We start from the raw sequence: 19,532 nt of genomic DNA, 5'->3' as shown, positions 1-19,532 counted from the left end.
AATCTCAGGTGCGGCTGTGCGCCTGACACCATCGGTGACCGAGCGTAAACCGCGCTGGTCAGTGCCGACCGTTCGGTTCATCCCAGGGGCGGGTCGCCCCCTCGCCACCGGCGTCATCCCCGGTTTCGCCCGGGTTGTGTTCGTGACCGCCGTCCGGCCGCCGGTAACCGTGCGACTGCTCCGGGGCCGAGGCCGGCAGCCCGCCGTAGCCGGGCCGGGCACCGGACGGCTGCGGTTCCTGCTGCGGCGGCCATCCGGGAGCCGACCATCCGGCGGGAGCGCCGTAGTCGGGTCGGGAGCCCTGAGTGCCGCGTCCCGGATAGGCCGGGGCCGGCTGTGGCGGCAGCGGGTAGCCGGCGGGCGGGTGGCCGTAGCCCGGCTGCGCCGGAGTATCGGCGGGCTGCGGATAGCCGTTCGCCGGGCCGACCGCGGTGGTCGCGGGCACCGCGGGCCTGTGCGCCGGTTCCGGCGGCCAGGGTTCGCCGCGTTCGGCGGCCAGTTCCCCGGGGGTCTTGACCGGCGGCTTGTCCGAGGGCACCCGTTCGCCGAAATCGTTGAAGACGGTGATCCTTGGGCGCTTCTGCACCGCGGTGAGGATCGTCTCGAGCTCCCTGCGGTGGAGGGTCTCCCGCTCCAGCAGCGCTGTGGCCAGATCGTCGAGCACATCGCGGTACTCGTTGAGGATGGCCCACGCCTCGGTGTGCGCGGCCTCGATCAGGTTGCGCACTTCTTCGTCGATGGCACCCGCCACCTCGTGCGAGTAGTCGGAAGCGGTGCCCATGGAACGGCCGAGGAACGGGTCGCCGTGGTCCTGGCCGTAGCGGACGGCACCCAGCTTCGCGCTCATACCGTATTCGGTGACCATGGCCCGGGCGATCTTGGTGGCCTGGTCGATATCGGAGGACGCGCCGGTGGTCGGCTCGGCGAACACCAGTTCCTCGGCGGCGCGACCACCCATGGCCATGACCAGGCGGGAGATCATCTCCGATCGGGTCATCAGGCCCTTGTCGTCCTCGGGCACCGTCATGGCGTGTCCGCCGGTGCGGCCGCGAGCGAGAATGGTCACCTTGTACACCGGCTCGATATCGGGCATCGCCCAGGCGGCCAGGGTGTGACCGCCCTCATGGTAGGCGGTGATCTTCTTCTCGTGTTCGCTGATGATGCGGCTCTTGCGGCGTGGGCCGCCGATAACCCGGTCGACCGACTCCTCGAGCGCCTCCCCGGTGATCATCGAACCGTTCTCCCGGGCGGTCAGCAGGGCGGCCTCGTTGATCACATTGGCCAGATCGGCGCCGGACATACCGACGGTCCGCTTGGCCAGTCCGTCCAGGTCGGCGTCCGGTGCGATCGGCTTGCCCTGCGAGTGCACCCGCAGGATGGCGCGGCGCCCGGCCAGGTCGGGATTGGTGACCGGGATCTGACGGTCGAATCGCCCGGGGCGCAGCAGCGCGGGGTCGAGGATATCGGGGCGGTTGGTGGCCGCGATGAGGATGATGCCGGTGCGGTCGCCGAAACCGTCCATCTCCACCAGCAGCTGGTTCAAGGTCTGTTCGCGCTCGTCGTGACCGCCACCGAGACCGGCGCCGCGCTGGCGTCCGACGGCGTCGATCTCGTCGACGAAGATGATGCACGGGCTGTTCTGCTTGGCCTGTTCGAACAGGTCCCGGACCCGGGAAGCACCGACACCGACGAACATCTCCACGAAGTCCGAACCGGAGATGGTGAAGAACGGCACACCCGCCTCCCCGGCGACGGCGCGGGCGAGCAGCGTCTTACCGGTACCGGGCGGACCGTAGAGCAGTACACCCTTGGGGATCTTGGCGCCGAGCGCCTGGTAGCGCACCGGGTTCTGCAGGAAGTCCTTGATCTCGTAGAGCTCTTCGACCGCCTCGTCGGCGCCGGCCACATCGGCGAAGGTGGTCTTGGGCATGTCCTTGGACAGCTGTTTGGCCTTGGATTTGCCGAAGCCCATCATGCCGCCGCGGCCACCGCCCTGCATCCGGGACATCACGAAGATGAACAGGCCCAGCAGGATGATCATCGGCAGGACGAACAGCAGGATCTGGGTGAACCAGCTCTCCTGCCGCACGACGGTGTTGTACGGCGCGCCGGAGCCGCGCACGGCCTGGAAGATCTGGGCCGAGGTGTCGCTACCGCCCGGATACTTGGCGATGATCTTGCTCTGACCCTCGGTCGCGTCGTTGCCGTTGTTCAGCTCGATCCGCAGCTGCTGTTCCCGATCGTCGATCTGAACATGCTTGACGTTGGCCTTGTCCTCGAGCTGGCTCAGGGCCACCGAGGTGTCGACACTCTGCCAGCCGCGCGTATCGTTGCCGAAATAGCTGAACAGATAGATCACGAGCACGATGCCCGCGATTATCGCCAGGGTGCGAAACACTGTCTTGCGGTTCATAGAGCGTCGGCCTGGCGGCCAGTCCTTTCGGTGGTGTCTCCGCGTTCTTACCTAGCGATGCGTCTGAAGATCGTGGCGCAACCCACATCGTTTCCGCCTCGTGAACGGATTCGGATGCGGATATGCCACGTTACCGCGTACGGTCTACTCGTTACATCGCGCTACTGACTTACCTCGCACACAGAGTTCGGCAGGTGATGCAGTTCAATGGATAAACGGTCGGAAAACACCGGTAGTTCCCGAACGCCTGCCAACCGGTCGAGTTCGAATGATCACATCATGGCACGCACGACCGATGACAACCGAAGGCGCAACCTGAGCGCAGGGGGTATGGACATAGTCGAGCTACGAACACCCACAGCAATAGTGCGGCACGGCCGCGGTCGCCTGACCGTGTTGCGCCCCGGTGCGGACGGCGACGAAGACGACGAACGGGTCTTGGACGTTCCGGTGACCGACCTGCTCCAGGCCAAACTCAGCCGGCGCGCCGACGACGCCGTCGTCATCGAGATCTACCTGCGGTATCCGACCCCGGTCCTGACCGGGGTACCGGCCGATCGCACTCCACTGCCGGTGCTCATCGCCGAGCACGACGTGCCCGCGGCCGCCGATATCGTGTCCCGGATCAACGATCAGATCCTGGCGGCGCAGCGTATCGACGTCGCCGCCCCCGATCTCACACCGCCGACGCCGGAATGGACCGACGACGGACCGGTTCGCGCCGATGTGGACCGGGCCGTGCACCGGATGGCCGCCCCGATGGACGGCCCGGGAGCCGACTCGGCCGTCGCCGACCTGCACCGGTATGCCGGCCCCGACGAATACGTCCTCGAAACGGCCTTCGTCGTCGCCCGGCCACCGGTGGGCGACGGACCGGGCCTGCTGGCGGTGACCAGTCGGCGACTGCTGTTCGTCTCGTCCGACACCGGTGAGCGGCAGGCCCATGAGCTGCCGATTCCGGTCATCATGTGGGCGCACGCCACCGAGGGCACGGGCGAGGTGGGCACCCCCGACACGTCGGTCGGTATCGATATCCACGACGGCAACCTCACCATGCACTTCGCCGGCCGGGGTCGGGGCGATATCGAACGCGTCACCTGCGCAGTGAACTTCGCCGCCCGGCTGATGGCCTTCGACGGGCTGGCCGGTCCGCCCGATCCCGGGGTGGGGCAGCTGTACTCGGAGTGGGAACTGCTGGTCGAACGGCATTCGCTCGGCATGGTGGACGATACGCAGTTCCAGCGCTACGGCCGCGGCATCCTGCGCTCGCTGCCCGGGGTGTGACCCGCTACGGGTGCAGGCCGATACGCCGCCACGGGCTGGACGGTCGTAGCCACAGCCGCAACAGCTCCATTCGGCGATCGACTCCGCCGTCCTTGAGTTCGGCCAGGTCCTCGCCGGCCTGCCAGTAGGTCCAACCGGCGAGGTAGGCATCACCGAATTGACGCCAATTCCGGTATTTGCGCTGTGCGGGCGGCAGCGCGCGGGCCAGGTACCGCCAGGCGGTATCCGCCTCGATGTACCCGGCGGTATAGGCCATCCGGGCCACCGCGACCACGCGGGCCAGGTCCCAGGCGTGGATATCGCTGGGCAGCGGCCGAGACAGGTGCTCGGTGAATCCGATTTTGATCGCCTGGGACCAGATGTCGTAGTCGCGGACCAGAGCCTCCGCATTGTCGATACCGCGGAACGAGGCCACCTGCCGCAGGAACGCGCGGTGTCGATCGGCGCGTTCGCCGAACCGGTCGCGTTCACTGGCGTTGACCGAGGCCATGACCAGCGGATGGACCAATGCGTAGAGCGGAGCGTGCATACCCTCGAGCAGCTGTTCCATCGTGGCCCGGGCCTCTGTGCCGTCGGTGATACCCCAGGCGCCGGTGAGAGTGTCTATGGCCAGTTCGCGTCGGTCGCCGAGGGGATGGTCGCGTTCGGGTCCGAGCAACAGCGCGTCGTGGAAGGCGTCCCAACGGGCCGAATAGAAGGCACCGAGCGACAGGGCGCGCAGCCGGTCGTCTTCGATCTGCGCGTCGGACCAGTGATCTTCCTCGCGCTTGTCGAGCTCCGGGTAGGGAAATGGGGTGAGCGTGGGTAATCCGGCTGCGGCCATACCGCGAGTCTAGGTGGATCGATGCCTCCGTGGACGGACGTGGACAGATTGCCCCCTATCCGTAGCGAGGGTGGACGAAGTGTTGCTTCGGGCCGCGATCGGTCTTCCCGCAGCGGGCGGGCGAGAGATTTTCACATCTTCGTCTGTGTCCCCGACACGCCGACACTCTGTGGCTTAGTGTTCTCCCATGTGTAGAAACATCACCGTTTTACGTGGCCTGGAACCCGCCGCCACCGAGCAGGAAATCTATGCCGCGGCCCTGCAGTACGTGCGCAAGGTGGGTGGGTTGTCCGGGCTGAGCTCCACCACGAAACCGGCCGTCGACAAGGCGGTGGCGGCGATAGCCGCGGCGACCACCACGCTGCTGGCCGAGCTGCCGGAGCGACGGGTTCCGCCGGCCACCGAGCCGCCGCTGCGTCGGATCGCCGCGCACGAGGTGCCGTGACGCTCCCGCGATAGACCCGCCACCGGCCCGGACACCGCCGTCACGGCCGGGTACGGCACGGCGCCCCGCTCCCGTCACGAGATTGAGATATTTCGAGACAAAGTGTGTCACGATCACAGTCGGTGAGCCGATTCACGAATCGCTCACCGGCGTTCACAGCACGACGCAGTGGGAGGACAGCAGTGACCAATACCGAACCGGCGCAGGCCGGAAAGCCGCCGCAATCCGACAGAGATACCGCCACCACCCGAACGGGCACGGCCGCAGGCGAGAAGACCGCGGTCCTGCGGGTGCGCAATCCGGCCACCGGCGAAGTGGTCGGCACCGTACCGGATGCCTCCGCGGACGAAGTCGCCGCGCAGATCGCTGAGCTGCGCAGACACCAGCCGGAATGGGAGGCGCTCGGCCCCGAGGGTCGCAAGGAGTGGCTGCTGAGACTGCAGGACTGGATCATCGACAATACGGAGCACCTGGCCGATGTCGTGCAGTCCGAGACCGGCAAACCGCGCGTCGACGCGCTCATCGATCCGACCTTCTCCACCGACCTGATCGGCTACTACGCCCGCCGAGCGGGCAAATTCCTCGTCGATGAGCATCCGTCACCGCACAGCCCGCTGGCCCGCGTCAAACGGCTGACCACGGTGTACCAGCCGTATCCGGTGGTCGGTGTGATCACCCCGTGGAACTTCCCGCTGGCCATGCCCGCGCTCGACGTGGTCCCGGCCCTGGCCGCGGGCGCGTCCGTGATCCTGAAACCGTCGGAGGTCACTCCGCTGTCCGCGCTGGAACTCGCCCGCGGCTGGGCCGAGATCGGCGCGCCCCCGGTACTGACCGTGGCGACCGGCGCCCGGGAGACGGGAGCGGCCGTGGTGGCGGGCGCCGACTACATCCAGTTCACCGGGTCGACGGAAACCGGGCGCAAGATCGCCACCGCCTGCGCGGAGCGGCTCGTTCCCTACAGCATGGAGCTGGGTGGCAAGGACCCGGCCATTGTCTTGGCCGACGCGGATCTCGATCGGGCGGCGCACGGCATAACCTTCGGCGGAATGTTCAACTCCGGCCAGGTCTGCATCTCCGTGGAACGAGTGTATGTGGAGGCTCCGGTCTACGACGAGTTCGTGCGGAAGCTGACCGCCGATGTCGCGGCATTGCGACAGGGGCGCGACGGTCGCACCCCCACCCACGATATCGGCGCGATGGCCAACGAGAGCCAAGTGAACATCGTGCAGCGGCATATCGATGAGGCCGTCGCCGCGGGCGCCTCCGTGCTGGTCGGCGGCAAGCGGGCCGGTGTGGGTACCTTCTTCGAACCGACCGTGCTGGTGGACGTGGACCACAGCATGGCGTGTATGCGGGAGGAGACCTTCGGGCCGACGCTGCCGGTGATGAAGGTCGCCGACGAAGCCGAGGCGATTCGCTTGGCCAATGATTCGCCCTACGGCCTGTCGGCCACGGTGTGGACGGGCGACAAGGCCCGTGGCGAACGGATCGCCCGGCAGTTGAACGCGGGTGCGGTCAATATCAACGACGTCTTCGCCAATCTGTTCAATTTCGCGCTGCCGATGGGTGGATGGGGCACATCCGGTGTCGGTGCCCGCTGGGGTGGAGCAGGCGGTGTGCGCAAGTACTGCCGTGCCAAGGCGATCACCGTCCCGATCCTGCCGACCCAGGAGAAAGAGCTCACCTGGTTCCCGTACCGGCTGCCGAAACTCCTGGTCGCTCTCGGTGCCATGCGCGCGGCGAGCGCACGTGGGCTGCGGCGCATCGATCTGCCCGCACTGCTTCGACTCAAGGGAGACAGCCAGTGACCAAGGCAGACAGGATCCGCGACAAGGTTGTCGTGATCACCGGTGGCGCCCGGGGTATCGGGCTGGCCACGGCTACCGCTCTGCACGCACTGGGCGCGAAAATCGCCATCGGGGATATCGACGAAGCGACCGTCAAGGAGTCGGGTACCGCCCGTGACTTCGAGTTCTACGGCAAACTCGATGTCACCGACCTGGCATCGTTCACCGCCTTCCTGGACGAGGTGGAGCGTACGCTCGGCCCGATCGACGTGTTGATCAACAATGCCGGGATCATGCCGACCGGCAGGCTGATCGACGAACCCGACAAGGTCACTCGACGAATTCTCGATATCAACGTCTATGGCGTGATCATCGGCTCCAAACTCGGACTGGCCCGCATGCTGCCCCGCAAACGCGGCCATCTCATCAATATCGCGTCGCTGGCCGGCGAAACGCATATCCCGGGCCTGGCGACCTACAACGCCAGCAAGCACGCCGTGCTCGGTTTCACCGATACGCTGCGTGAGGAGTACCGGGGTTCCGGGGTGCATTTCTCCTCGGTGCTGCCCACGCTGACCAATACCGACCTCGGTTCCGGAGTGTCGGCCCCCAAGCTGCTGCGCGCCGCCGAGCCGGAGGAGATCGCCGCCGCGATCGTGAAGCTCATCGCTTCGCCGAGATCGAAGGCGCGGATCACCGCGGCCGCCGGGTTCACGGCCCAGTTCATGAACCGCCTGCTGCCGGTGGCGGTGGCCGATGCCATCGGGCGGGCCCTGGGTTCGGGCACCACTTTCCTCGACGATGTCGACAGCGAGCGGCGCAAGGCCTACGAGGAGCGCGTCCGACAGGACTGATACCGCCGAAGTACCCGCCCGTGCCGCGGTCCGTTCCTCCACGGACCGCGGCACGGGCGCGTCCGGGCACAGCGAAGTCGAACAACCCTCTTTCACGCTGAATGTGACCAATATCACAAACAGTCTCGCAAATTGTGAAATACCGCCCCGGCAAGGCCAATGGCCGTTCGCCGACGTGCGTCCGCCGCCGTCTGCCGAGGTCGCGGCGAAAGCCCCACCCCGCCGCGCCACCCCCGCGCACCACAAGTCATTCGGTTCATCTATTACCGGATGGGCCACTCTGGGCAATTGTCCGAAACCAAGGCTGCATAACAACACAAGGGGCAATATGCTGTCACTAACAAACCTGGCGACTGTTTAGCACACCCTATTCAGACCCTTCGGACACATTAGGGCTGGAAATTCGGGATCGATTCTGATAGCAAGGTGCTATGGACCCGCATTTACGCGATCTGCGGTACTTCGTCGCCGTCGCTGAAGAACTGCATTTCACCAACGCCGCTCAGCGGCTGCACATCGCTCAACCCACCCTGTCGCGGCAGATCCGGCAGCTGGAACGTCAGCTCGATGTGGTCCTGTTCGATCGCAATCAGCGCAGTGTTGCCCTCACCGTCGCCGGCAAGGAACTGCTCGACGGCGCTCGCAAGATTCTCGAACTCTGGGAGACCACCAACGAATCGCTCCAGGAAGCCGGAGAGGTTCTACGGGTCGGCCTGCAGTCCACCCTCGGCCGCGGGCTGCTCAACGACCTGGAAAGCGCCAGCGGACACCGGCTCGCCCTCCACCCCGCATCCTGGACCGACCCGTCCAGCGGGCTGGCCGGACGACAAGCCGACCTGGCACTGGTCTGGCTGCCGCTGCCCGACTCGAACCGGTACCGGTGGCAGGTGCTGCGCACCGAGCCCCGATGGGTGCTGCTACCCGAAAACCACCCCCGGTCCGGGCAGGAAACCATCGACTTCGCCGATCTGCTGGACGAACCGTTCATCGCCCTACCCGCCGAAGCCGGAGCGATCCGGGATTTCTGGCTCGGCAACGACGCCCGCAACGGCCGGCCCGCCCGGATCGGTGCGGAGGCCGCGACACCCGAGGAACGCCTCGAGGCGGTGGGACTCGGACTCGGCCTGTGCCTGCTCGCCGAGAACAATGTCCCCATGTACCGCTGGCCCGGCCTGACGGCCCGGCCGGTGACCGGACTGCCGCCGTGCGAGCTCGCCGTGGCCTGGCGCTCCGATGACAACCGCCCCACCATCCTGGAATTCGCGCACCGCGCGCTGGAGGGCGGCTTCGCCGGACCGCACGCACTGCCTGTCTCCGCATGAGAAAACCGCTCGTATATCGAGTGATACCTGCGCGAACAGCGCACGCGCGAGGGGTTCTCCGATAAGATTTCGAGTAGAGCGTGCGGCATCGCTACTGGCGGTGGGGCGGTGGACACGAGCTGCCGCCCTCGCTGCCGGACGGTACCGCTTTTGGTAGTCGCCGAGCGACCAGGATCGGTATGGATCCTCACCCGAAGTTCAGCACCGAGGACGAGACGGTAACGCGGACCACCTCCACCCCCGAGGCGACCGTCGTGGGCACTCGTGCCACAACACCGTCCGCCACCGGTGACGGTGTGCAAGCAGTGCTCGACGATATCGAGATCGGCAGCCGGGTCGGCGAATTCGATCTGCTCACCGAACTGGGCAGCGGCGCGTTCGCCCGGGTCTTCCTGGCGCGGCAGCGGTCCATGCAACGAATGGTGGCCGTGAAGATCTCGACCGACCGGGGCACCGAACCGCAGACCCTGGCCCAACTGGACCACGACTACATCGTCCGGGTCTTCGACCAGCGCCTGCTCTATACCGACATCGACCGGTCGGGGCGCCGGCTCCGGCTGCTGTACATGCAGTTCCTCCCGGGCGGAACCCTGCTCAATGTCCTGCGCTGGGTTCGCGCCACCCCACCCGAGGAACGCAGCGGCCAACTGCTGCTGGACGCCGTGGACACGGCCATGGAGGAAAAGGGCGAGATACGGCCGACCGACTCCAGCGTGCGCGCCGAGATCGCCCGGCTCAGTTGGCCGGAAACCGTGGCCTGGCTGGGACGCAGACTGGCCGAGGCATTGGACTACGCCTCGGCGCACGGCGTCCTGCACCGGGATGTGAAACCGGCCAATGTGCTGCTGACCTCGGATGCGGTACCCAAACTGGCCGATTTCAACATCAGCTTCAGCCGGGATATCGAAGGTGCGGGTCCGGTGGCCTACTTCGGCGGCTCACTCAGCTACATGTCCCCGGAGCATCTGGAGGCATCGCATCCCGACTACGACCGCTGGGCCGCGGACCTGGACACCCGCGCCGATATCTATTCGCTCGGGGTGGTGCTCTGGGAACTGCTCACCGGCAGCAAACCCTTCGACGACACCACCGCGGGCAAGGATCCGAAGGACGACAAGTTCGTCCTGGAGGCCATGCTGCAGCGACGCCTGCGCCGTATCGACGACTCGGCCCTGCAGCGCATTCCGGCGGACTGCCCCGCCACACTGCGCCGTGTTCTGCTGACCTGCCTGGAGCCGGACCGCAACGACCGTTGGTCCCACGGCGCGGTCCTCGCCAAACAGTTCGAGCTCTGTCTGGACCGCCACGCCCGCGACCTGGTCGATCCGGCACCGGGCAGCTGGCGGCTGCGGCTGCGTCCGTGGCCGTGGATGATAACCGTGCTTTTCCTGGCAATCGGGGTACCGAATATCCTCGCGTCGCTGTACAACGTCCATTACAACCGGCAGCTGATCGTCGACCGGCTGACACCCGAAGCCCAGGAGACATTCATCGTTGTCACCGGCACGGTGAACGCTGTGGCCTATCCACTGGCGGTCCTGATCCTGTTCTATCTGTCCCGCCGGTTGATCCTGGTACCGCACGGCCTGCACCAGGGCAAACGCTATGACGCGGCAACCCTGCGGCGAGCCCGAATCGACTCACTGCTCCTCGGCGACCGTGCGGTCTTCGTGGTGTCCGTGATGTGGATCGCCGCGGCGATCATCTTCCCCACCGTATTGCATCTGGCGACCGGCACCCTGACCTTGCACACGATGATGCATCTGCTCACCTCGATCATGGTGTGCGGCGCGATCGCCGTCACCTACCCCTTCTTCCTCGTGGTCTTCTACATGATGAGCTGCATTTACCCGCTGTATCTGCGGCATGGGGAGATCAGCACCTCCGACGCGCTGCGGCTGCGCCGGCTGAACCGCCGCTGCCACTGGTACCTCACCCTCGCCGCCTCGATACCGCTGCTCGCGGTGGCCGGCGTGACATTTCTGCAACCCATCGATATCTCGGCGGTGATCGTGGCCATCCGGCTACTGTGCCTGGGTGGCGTCATCGCCTTCGCCGGCTCGTATCTGCTGTTCCGCGCCCTGAGCACGGATCTGCGGGCATTGGAACGGGTGGCCGCGCCCGACGAGACGTTCCAGCGCCGAGAAGCGCGGCTGGTATGAACTCGCTCCGCCGGGTACGGCTCAGGACTCGCCGCCGTAGACCCGCGGGTGCAGGGTGCCGATATACGACAGATCGCGGTAGCGCTCGGCGTAGTCGAGGCCGTAGCCGACGACGAATTCGTTGGGGATGTCGAACCCGACGTGCGCGACCTCCACCTGGGTACGCAGCGCATCCGGTTTGCGCAGCAGGGTGACCACCTCGAGCGAGGCCGGGTTGCGGGTGGACAGGTTGCGCTTGAGCCAGGACAGGGTGAGCCCGGAGTCGATGATGTCCTCGACGATCAGCACATTGCGGCCCGCGATGTCCTTGTCCAGGTCCTTCATGATGCGTACCACACCCGACGAGGAGGTGGACGAGCCGTAGGACGATATCGCCATGAACTCCATCTGGGTGGGGATCGGCAGCGCCTTGGCCAGATCGGTCATGAAGAAGATCGCACCCTTGAGCACCCCGACCAGCAGCAGATCCCCCTCCGGGGCGTCGGGCGGGTACCGTTTGGCGATCAACTCGGCCAGTTCGGCGATCTTGTCGGCGATTTGTTCCTCGGTGATCAGGACCGAAGCGATATCGTTCCCGTACACGTCAACCGGTGTCCCTTCGGTCTCCATCATCCCGCCCCGCGCGAGCAAGTGTCAGCCTGCCACGTTCACGCGCGGCGACCAACCTCGTCCCCGGATCCCCGCCGCCCACGGCCACCGCGCCCTGGCCGCGCCAGTCGACCACCAGATCGTCGATGGCATGAATATGCTTGCTGGTCACCGCCTTCGCACCGCCCGCCAGCAGCCAGGAGCGGATCGCACGGCGGCGCAGCGCGGCCGGCGCGGCCGCGAGGCTCGCGCAGGACAGGCTCCCGTCGGCCGCCGCCGAATCGGTGACCGCTGCCCCCACACCCCCCGAGGACACGGCCGGCGGTCTCGTCGGATCGTCGGGTGCGGCATCGTTCGCGGACGGGTACGGCCACGGCCGGGACGCGCCGGCGGCTTGCAGGAGATCGGCGGCGAATGTGTCCAGTACCGCGTTGTCCTCACGCAACTGTTGCGCCGTACGGGCCAGGGCCACCGCGGCACGACCGCCCAACACATCCTCGAGCAGAGGCAACACCTCGGTGCGCAGGCGGACCCGGGTGAACTCCGGTGAGCTGTTGTGCGGGTCCTCGTACGGCGCCAGCCCCAGGTCCGCGCAGAACCGTCGGGTGGTCTCCCGGCGGATATCGAGCAGCGGACGCCCCCACGGCGCGTTATAGGGCGCCATCCCCTGGACGGAACGCGCGCCCGAACCCTGGGCCAGCCCGAGCAGCACGGTTTCGGCCTGGTCGTCGAGGGTGTGGCCGAGCAGTACCGGCAGCCCGTCGCGCGCCTCGTCCAAGGCCGCGTACCGCGCCCGGCGGGCCGCCGCCTCCATCCCCCCGCTACCACCGACCCGCACGGGCAGTACCCGCGCCGAGCGGCAGCCGAGTGCCAGCGCCGTCGCCGCGGCCGCGGCCGCGACCTCGTCCGAACCCTCCTGCAACCGGTGATCCACGATCAGCGCGTCCACGGCCTCGGCCTCGGCGAGGGCCGCGCCCGTGAGCGCCAGCGAATCGGCGCCGCCGGACAACGCCACGGCCACCGCCGCGCTTCCGGGCAGGTACCGGCCCAACCACGCCCGAACCGCATGCCGCAGTGCGAGCACCGCCGCCGTTTCGGGCAACCGCACCCGCTGCTCCCGCGCCGCGTGCGTCGTCACGGTGACCCGTCCCACCGCCCGCACGCCCCCGCGAACCCCCCGGCCGGCCTGCCGGACCGAGCCCGACCACCGGGGGCGGTGCGCACGCCGCCATACCGAACGGCGGCCTCCGTCCCCGCGGTGACCACGGTTCAGCCCAGAACCCGGGCAATCCAGCGCTGCGGATCCCCGATCTCATCGGTGCGCGGCAAGGTGTCCGCATCGGTCCACACGGTGTTGAACCGGGCCATCCCGACCGTACCGATAACCTCCCTCACGAACGCCTTCCCGCGTATGTACTGGGCCACTTTCGCGTCGACGCCGAGCAATGCGCGCAAAAGGCGCTGGATCGGATTGGTCGGACGCATTCGCCGTTCGTCGAAGGCGCCCCGGATCTGCTCCACGGTGGGAACGACGCTGGGCCCGACCGCGTCCATCACATAATCGGCATGCCCTTCCAACAGGGTGCCGAGCATGAGCAGCCGGTCCAGGGCCTCGCGCTGCGGCGGCGCCTGGGTGGCGCGCAGCAGGCCGACCACCCCGCGGGTGGACGGGTCGTCGGACACCTCACCGCGGCGTCGCTGTTTGAGCTCCTCGACGAGCCGCGACAGCATCTGCGCCATCGGCTCGTCACCGATCTCACCGAGCACGTCGACGTTCTCGCGCATGTACTCGGCCAGCCAGGGCGCCGAGGAGAACTGCACCCGATGGGTCACCTCGTGCAGGCACACCCAGAACCGAAAATCGGTGGGTGAGACCCCGAGGGCGCGTTCCACGCCCACGATGTTCGGCGCCACCAGTAGCAGGGTGCCGTCCGGGCCGACGAACGGGTCGTACTGGCCGAGGATGGCGGTGGACAGGAAGGCCAGCATGGCACCCACCTGCATCCCTGCCGGTTTCCCGATCAGCCGGCCCTGGCCGGTATCGGTTCCGCTGCCGGTGAGCCGGGACATGGAATCGGCCGCGGCACCGATCCAGCCCGGTCGATCGACGATGCGGGCGGCGGGAACGGGCCGGTCGTCGAGCAGACCGGTCACCTCACGTACCGGCCCCTCGGCCCGTACGGAGGCCGCGGCCAATTCGGCGACGACCTGTTCGGCAGCGAGTCGGGTGGTGCGGGGTCCGGACGGGACCAGCGCGGCGCCGGTCCGCGCCGCCCACCGCCAGTCCACCGTCCCGGACAGCTTCCGGTATCGGCTGTCGGCGGCCGCGTTACGGTGCTCGACCCCGTCCGGGTCCGCCGACACCACCGCGCCGGAATCGCCGGGGCCTTCTCGATTCGTCATAAGCCCTCCACCGGTCGGGTGGATCCACGATTACGTGCATCCACAATTACGCAGTGTGGCGGCGACGGCGTCCAGGGCGGGCCTGCTGACCTCCGGCGGCCGATCGTTCGACATCAGGGCGAAAGTGAGCACCCGGCCGTCACTGTCCAGCACATACCCCACCAACGTGCTGGCAACGGAGAGAGTTCCGGTCTTGGCCCGCACCCATCCGGCGCCGGCCCGATCACGGGTGACGAAACGGTTGGTGAGCGAGCCGGTGCCCCCGGCCACGGGCAGATGGTCGAGCAGCGGCGCCAAGGCGGCCGACAGATCGTCGCCGGTATCGGACCGCGTGGTGGATGTCGGGCCCGACAGCGCTCGTGGCGCCCACGGCTGCAACTGCGTCGGCCGCGCCGCCTCCTCCTTCCGGGCATCGGCGGAGGCGGCCGTGGCCACGATTCGGTCCAGCAACCGTGCCGGCACCCGATCGTCGGTCGACAGGCCGCTGGCATCGTACATACTCACCCCGGTCATATCGAAACCCGCGTCCCGCAGCTGCCCGGCCACCGCCTGCACCGCACCGTCGAACGACGCCGGCCCACCGGTGGCCACCGCGATCTCCCGGCCGACGGTCTCGGCCAGCACATTGTCCGAGTACACCATCATGTCGTGCAGCCGCTCCCGCAGCGGTGCGGACGCCACACTCGCCAGTTCCGTAGCGTTCACGGGCGCCGTACCGGCGCGTACCCGGGCCGGATCCAGCCCGAGCATTCCGGCCAGTACCCGGCCCACATCCAGGGCCGGGGTCGTCGAACGCGGCGAGTACTCGGCCGGTGGATCGATCCGCCCGCCGTCCAGCATCACGGGTTCGATCGGCGCGATGGAACCGCCGCCGATATCCACGGGATCCCAGCCGCGCGCCATGGTGGGCCCGCTGTAGAGCGAGGTGTCGACCAGGATGGTGTCCGCGGACACGCCCGCCCGCCGCAGCTGGTCGGCCAGGTCCGCCAGCCGCGGGCCGTTCGGGTAGTAGCCCTTGCCGTCCGGCACCGCGGTGAGCGTGGGGTCGCCGCCGGCAACCAGCACGACCTCCTTCGGATTCGTCCCGGCCACAACCCGGGTGTGTACCCGGTGGTCGGGCGGCAGCGCGAGCAGCGCGGCGGCGGTGGTCAGGATCTTCGCCGTCGACGACGGAATCGCCGCCTTGTTCTCGTCGGCGCTCCACAGCACGGTCTGGGTGGCGGCGTCGGTGACCGATCCGCTGAACGCGCCGAGATCAGGGTTGCCGACCACCGGAGCCAGCGCCGCGGCGAGGCCCGCCGCCGTGGGCGCGGGTGCGTCGTCCGGGGCGGGCGCCACACGCGAGGAGGGCTGTGCCGGCGAGGGCGGTTCGGCGACGGTGAGCCCGCCGTGCCGGAATTCGGGTGTCCACGGTCTCAGTGTGACGGACACAACCGTTGCGATCCCCACCAGCACCACCAGAACGGTGACCAGCACTATCCGCCTGGTGCGACGTCGACGTCTGGCCAATCCGCCGATGTTGCTACCACCCTGACCCACCACGTTGCCCGCTGTCTCCCTTGTGCCGACTGTCGCACCGGGTGCCCGCACGACCCGAATGCCCGCCGACAACACTATCCTCGGTTCGCAACCGTTCCCCCGAACAACCTGGTGAGTCGGCCGGAAGCAGAAGCAGACGCACCGGAAGAAGGAGATGGCGTGGAGTTCGATGTAACCATCGAGATCCCCAAGGGATCCCGCAACAAGTACGAGGTCGATCACGAGACCGGCCGAGTCCGGCTCGATCGGTTCCTTTTCACCTCCATGGCCTATCCGGCCGACTACGGCTATATCGAGAACACCCTCGGCGAGGACGGCGACCCGCTGGACGCCCTGGTCCTGCTGCCGGATTCGGTGTTTCCCGGTGTGATCGTGGAGGCCCGGCCGGTCGCCATGTACAAGATGACGGACGAGGCCGGCGGCGACGACAAGATCCTGTGTGTCCCCGCGGGGGATCCACGGTGGGATCACATCCAGGATCTGAAGGATGTCCCGGAGTTCGAACTGGCCGCGATCAAGCACTTCTTCGAGCGGTACAAGGACCTCGAACCCGGTAAATACGTCAAGGGCTCCGAGTGGGTCGGCCGCGCCGAGGCCGAGGCCGAGGTGGAGGCCTCTTTCCAGCGCCTGAAGGACAAGGGCGGCCACTGAGCCGAACGAACCGGGAGCGAATGCGGCCCGCCCGGTGCTCCGCATTCGCTCCCGTTGCGCCGCGCTCTACCTGCCCTTGAACTCGGGTGACCGCTTGTCGAAGACCGCCTGCATGGCCTCGGTCAGGTCCTCCGACGGCAGGAAGGCCGCGTTCCACGCCGCGACATACCGCAGTCCCTCGGCCACTGTGGCGGCGTTTCGCCGGCTCACCACTTCCTTGACGCCCTGCACCACCAGCGGCGGATTGGCCGCGATCTCCCGGGCCGTGGCGTGCGCGGCCTCCAGCGCCGCCTGTTGGTCCGGGAACACATCGTTGACCAGACCGATCTTCTCGGCGCGGGCGGCGTCGATGTCCTTGCCGGTGAAGGCCAGTTCGCGCAGATGCCCCTCGCCGATGATGGCCGGCAGGCGGTGCAGCGACCCCACATCCGCCACGATGGCGACCTTCGCCTCCCGGAGGCTGAATGTGGCTTCCGCGCTGGCATATCGGATATCCACGGCGGCGATGAGGTCCAGCCCACCGCCGACGCACCAGCCGGACACCGCGGCGATCACCGGCTTACGGCATTCGGCCACCGCCGTCACCGAACCCTGGAGCCGGTGGATCTCGTACAGGAAGTCGGTGCGCGGGGCGGCGAGCGCGCGATCGGCCATCAGCGGGCCGAAGGTGCCGCTCATGGCGGGCAGATCGAGGCCGTAGGAGAAGTTCTGGCCCGAGCCGGTCAGCACGATGGCCCGGACTTCCGGGTCGGCGTCCAGGCCGTGGAAGATCTCCGGCAGTTCACGCCAGAAATCCGGACCCATCGCATTGCCTTTGCCGGGACCGGTCAACGTCACCTGCGCGACACGGTCCGCCGTCTCGACCGTGAAAGCCTTCCAATCAGTCATTCGCCCAGGGTAGCCAGGTGCCGCGGGGCGGCGGCCGAGGCCGGGTCACGTCGGGCGTCGGGAGCGTTTCGCGGGGTCGGGCTCCTCCCGCCCGCCGAACGGGAATCCGCGCTACGTTCGACAGGTGACCGAAGCACCACGGCCCGACATCGGAGTCCGGATTCCCGACGATCTCAGCGGTATCACCGCCGATCAATACCGCGCCTCGATGCGGCACTACCCGGCCGGCGTCACGGTGGTGACCCTGGGCTCGGCCACCGGACCGGTCGGTTTCACGGCCACCTCGTTCGCCTCACTGTCGCTGGAACCCCCGCTGGTGTCGTTCAACATCAGTCACACCTCGTCCAGTCTTGCCGCCGTGAACGCCGCGCAGTCCCTGGTCATCCACTTCCTCGGCGAACACCAGCGCCATCTGGCACAGCGTTTCGCACGTGCCGCCGAGGAACGCTTCGCCGATCGCTCTCTGTGGACCACCCTCGCCACCGGTGAGCCGGTCCTGCACGGCACCCCGATCTGGTTGCGCACCCTCGTGGAGAAGCTCGTGCCGATCGGTGATTCCACCCTTGTCGTCGGCCGGGTCACTCGCGTGCACGACAACACCGACGAAGCACCCGCCGCGGCGCCGCTCCTGTACTACAACGGCCGGTACTACCGACCTACTCCCCTGGCGGACTGAGAGCCCCGGGGTAGCTGTCTCCGTACCGTACGCCGGCGGTCGTACCCGGCCGGTGGGGCGAGGGCGGTCGAAGGAAGTTCGGACCGTATCCGTTCCCGAGTTACATGGTGATGGTCACCGACGATGAGATCCCGGTCGAGATCCGGGGAAATCGAAAAAGCCGATTGTGTATCGCGTCGCCACCGCGGCCGGTGCGGGTCAGAAGACGAGGTAGCGGGCGGCGAGCTGTTCCACGAGTGGGTCGTCGTCACCGACGCTGTCGAGGGCGCCCAGGTCGCTTTCCACCGAGATCAGCCGCGGATCATCCGGCTCGCGGTCGCCGGGGCCGTCCTCCGCGATCTGCCGCAGCAGTTTCGCCCGTACCCGGTCCTTCAGCGAATCACCCATATACCGAGCCTTCCCGGTCAGACAGGTGTCAACCAGGAGCCCCAGGGTGTGTTGCGCAACACCGTGTAACCCGCGAGGAAGGCGAAGAACGCCCACATGGTGATCGAGCCGATTCCCGGGAGCCGCATCGACTCGCCCCGCCAGGCCCGGATCACCCAATCTCCCACCCATAGGGTGAAGGCGACCAGCAGGGGCAGCGCGAGCAGGTTGCTGTGCAGCGAATCGAGGAGTTGCCCGTCGGTGAGATTGTGTACCGCACGCATCCCACCGCAGCCCGGGCAGTACACGCCGAACATCAGATAGACCGGGCACATACCGTACGAGCCCTCGATATGTGGGTCCCGGAAGTGCACCACCGCCACCGCGGCGGCGCCCGCTCCGGCCACCAGCAGGGGTAACACCGCGCCACGCCATCCGCCCCGCAGCGGTGCGCGATCCGGTTCGACGACCGCTTCCGCAGGTTCCGTGTTCTCCACGATTTCACGGTAGCGCGCCGCCGGGAGCTGCCAGAAAAATATGGAGCCGCTATCTCCGGATCAGCGGCAACCCTGCATAAATCCTGATGCGAGTGGGAAGGTTTCAGTTAACAGCGGGAATCACCGGAACGACATTCGGAGTGACGCGCGGAGGCTCGCACTTTTTGGCTGGTCGGTGCTTGCACTTGCAAGCGCTCAGCTTGCGGGTTACCGTGACGCTGGACACAAAGGAGTGTGCTCTGATGCTGGTGAACTCGCTCTCAACGCTGGCGCAGGCGCGTTACGGCGCCCTGACCGCCCCCTACCGGGCCGGATTCCGACACCGCACCTACTCGACGCCGGGGCTGAACAAGCCCACCGCGCGCCACGAGGTCATTCCCGTGACCACCGTCGACGGAGCCCGCCTGCGAGTACACGCCTATGGACCGGCCGATGGCGAGGTCATCGTCCTCATCCACGGCTGGAGCTGCTGTATCGAGTACTGGAATCCCCAGATCAACGCCTTTGCCGACCGCTATCGGGTAGTGTGCTACGACCAGCGCGGACACGGCGAAAGCACCATGGGCAGCACCGTCCCCAGCGACCGCACCCTGGCCGATGATCTGGCCGCGGTGCTCGAGAGCACGCTGCGTCCCGGCCGGCGCGCCGTCCTCGTCGGACACAGTATGGGCGGTATCACTCTGCAGGCATGGGCCGCCCGGCACCCCGTCCAGGTGGCCCGCCGCGCGGCCGCGGTGGTCCTGGCCAATACCACCTCGGGCAATATTCGGTACGACACCGATTTCCTGCCGCTGCTCAACAAGCCGCTCATGGTGGGAAACCGGCCGGTCACGC

The 19,532-nt window shown here is 67.5% G+C and carries 18 protein-coding genes; 9 read left to right on the top strand and 9 right to left on the bottom strand.

Going from position 1 to position 19,532, the window contains the following annotated elements; all coding sequences use genetic code 11:
• Positions 1-58 precede the first annotated feature (58 nt).
• Positions 59-2,413, bottom strand: coding sequence for an ATP-dependent zinc metalloprotease FtsH (ftsH, locus tag ON20_RS01475; protein ID WP_040833009.1), 2,355 nt, complete (start codon positions 2,411-2,413; stop codon positions 59-61).
• 279 nt (positions 2,414-2,692) lie between these two features.
• Between ftsH and ON20_RS01470 the strand changes: the two genes are divergently transcribed.
• A complete protein-coding gene (locus ON20_RS01470) occupies positions 2,693-3,697 on the top strand; it encodes a hypothetical protein (protein WP_245546934.1) in 1,005 nt (334 codons plus the stop codon).
• Positions 3,698-3,701: 4 nt separating this feature from the next.
• Here ON20_RS01470 and ON20_RS01465 read toward each other — a convergent pair whose 3' ends face one another.
• On the bottom strand, positions 3,702-4,520 hold the full coding sequence (locus ON20_RS01465; RefSeq protein WP_040833007.1) for a DUF1266 domain-containing protein: 819 nt from the start codon (positions 4,518-4,520) through the stop codon (positions 3,702-3,704).
• Positions 4,521-4,707: 187 nt separating this feature from the next.
• On the opposite strand from ON20_RS01465, the gene ON20_RS01460 reads away from it, so the two are divergent.
• The 5 genes from ON20_RS01460 to ON20_RS01440 all read left to right on the top strand — a co-directional run bounded on the left by ON20_RS01460 (position 4,708) and on the right by ON20_RS01440 (position 11,090).
• Complete coding sequence (locus ON20_RS01460; RefSeq protein WP_040833006.1) at positions 4,708-4,965, top strand: DUF2277 domain-containing protein; 258 nt, start codon at positions 4,708-4,710, stop codon at positions 4,963-4,965.
• A 182-nt stretch (positions 4,966-5,147) separates the two neighbouring features.
• The gene (locus ON20_RS01455; protein WP_040833005.1) at positions 5,148-6,773 is read left to right on the top strand and encodes an aldehyde dehydrogenase family protein; all 1,626 of its coding nucleotides are present in this window, start codon (positions 5,148-5,150) and stop codon (positions 6,771-6,773) included.
• A complete protein-coding gene (locus ON20_RS01450) occupies positions 6,770-7,606 on the top strand; it encodes an SDR family oxidoreductase (protein ID WP_040833004.1) in 837 nt (278 codons plus the stop codon). The genes ON20_RS01455 and ON20_RS01450 overlap by 4 nt, the downstream gene beginning before the upstream one ends.
• Positions 7,607-8,037: 431 nt before the next feature.
• Positions 8,038-8,928 carry a LysR family transcriptional regulator gene (locus ON20_RS01445; RefSeq protein WP_040833003.1) on the top strand — a complete coding sequence of 297 codons (891 nt, stop codon included), beginning with the start codon at positions 8,038-8,040 and terminating at the stop codon, positions 8,926-8,928.
• 179 nt (positions 8,929-9,107) lie between these two features.
• Positions 9,108-11,090, top strand: a complete 1,983-nt coding sequence (locus ON20_RS01440; protein ID WP_083864460.1) for a serine/threonine-protein kinase — start codon at positions 9,108-9,110, stop codon at positions 11,088-11,090.
• A 21-nt stretch (positions 11,091-11,111) separates the two neighbouring features.
• Here the strand turns inward: ON20_RS01440 and hpt are convergent, their stop codons facing one another.
• From hpt to ON20_RS01420, 4 genes are all read right to left on the bottom strand, one after another.
• Positions 11,112-11,672, bottom strand: a complete 561-nt coding sequence (hpt, locus tag ON20_RS01435) for a hypoxanthine phosphoribosyltransferase (protein WP_040833002.1) — start codon at positions 11,670-11,672, stop codon at positions 11,112-11,114.
• Position 11,673: 1 nt separating this feature from the next.
• The gene (gene tilS, locus ON20_RS32700; protein WP_051161405.1) at positions 11,674-12,786 is read right to left on the bottom strand and encodes a tRNA lysidine(34) synthetase TilS; all 1,113 of its coding nucleotides are present in this window, start codon (positions 12,784-12,786) and stop codon (positions 11,674-11,676) included.
• A gap of 161 nt (positions 12,787-12,947) precedes the next feature.
• The gene (locus ON20_RS01425; RefSeq protein ID WP_083864458.1) at positions 12,948-14,081 is read right to left on the bottom strand and encodes a zinc-dependent metalloprotease; all 1,134 of its coding nucleotides are present in this window, start codon (positions 14,079-14,081) and stop codon (positions 12,948-12,950) included.
• A 30-nt stretch (positions 14,082-14,111) separates the two neighbouring features.
• Positions 14,112-15,590 (bottom strand): D-alanyl-D-alanine carboxypeptidase/D-alanyl-D-alanine-endopeptidase, encoded by a 1,479-nt coding sequence (locus ON20_RS01420; protein WP_438803364.1) that lies wholly within the window; start codon positions 15,588-15,590, stop codon positions 14,112-14,114.
• Between the two features lie 189 nt (positions 15,591-15,779).
• On the opposite strand from ON20_RS01420, the gene ON20_RS01415 reads away from it, so the two are divergent.
• Positions 15,780-16,271 (top strand): inorganic diphosphatase, encoded by a 492-nt coding sequence (locus ON20_RS01415; protein ID WP_040833001.1) that lies wholly within the window; start codon positions 15,780-15,782, stop codon positions 16,269-16,271.
• 66 nt (positions 16,272-16,337) lie between these two features.
• Here the strand turns inward: ON20_RS01415 and ON20_RS01410 are convergent, their stop codons facing one another.
• Positions 16,338-17,159, bottom strand: coding sequence for a crotonase/enoyl-CoA hydratase family protein (locus ON20_RS01410; protein ID WP_040833000.1), 822 nt, complete (start codon positions 17,157-17,159; stop codon positions 16,338-16,340).
• 124 nt (positions 17,160-17,283) lie between these two features.
• Here ON20_RS01410 and ON20_RS01405 point away from each other — a divergent pair, with 124 nt between their 5' ends.
• Positions 17,284-17,835, top strand: a complete 552-nt coding sequence (locus ON20_RS01405; RefSeq protein WP_040832999.1) for a flavin reductase family protein — start codon at positions 17,284-17,286, stop codon at positions 17,833-17,835.
• 198 nt (positions 17,836-18,033) lie between these two features.
• Here the strand turns inward: ON20_RS01405 and ON20_RS01400 are convergent, their stop codons facing one another.
• Together ON20_RS01400 and ON20_RS01395 are read right to left on the bottom strand one after the other, a co-directional pair.
• Positions 18,034-18,222 carry a hypothetical protein gene (locus ON20_RS01400; protein ID WP_040832998.1) on the bottom strand — a complete coding sequence of 63 codons (189 nt, stop codon included), beginning with the start codon at positions 18,220-18,222 and terminating at the stop codon, positions 18,034-18,036.
• A gap of 17 nt (positions 18,223-18,239) precedes the next feature.
• Positions 18,240-18,698: a DUF2752 domain-containing protein gene (locus tag ON20_RS01395; RefSeq protein WP_040832997.1), complete on the bottom strand. Its 459-nt coding sequence runs from the start codon at positions 18,696-18,698 to the stop codon at positions 18,240-18,242.
• A gap of 242 nt (positions 18,699-18,940) precedes the next feature.
• On the opposite strand from ON20_RS01395, the gene ON20_RS01390 reads away from it, so the two are divergent.
• Positions 18,941-19,532: alpha/beta fold hydrolase (locus ON20_RS01390; protein ID WP_040832996.1), on the top strand; the 592-nt coding region annotated here is incomplete at its 3' end.

It is taken from the genome of Nocardia brevicatena NBRC 12119, from assembly GCF_000308495.1.
GTDB classification, from domain to species: Bacteria; Actinomycetota; Actinomycetes; order Mycobacteriales; family Mycobacteriaceae; genus Nocardia; species Nocardia brevicatena.
This window is presented reverse-complemented; position numbering and strand designations above follow the sequence as displayed.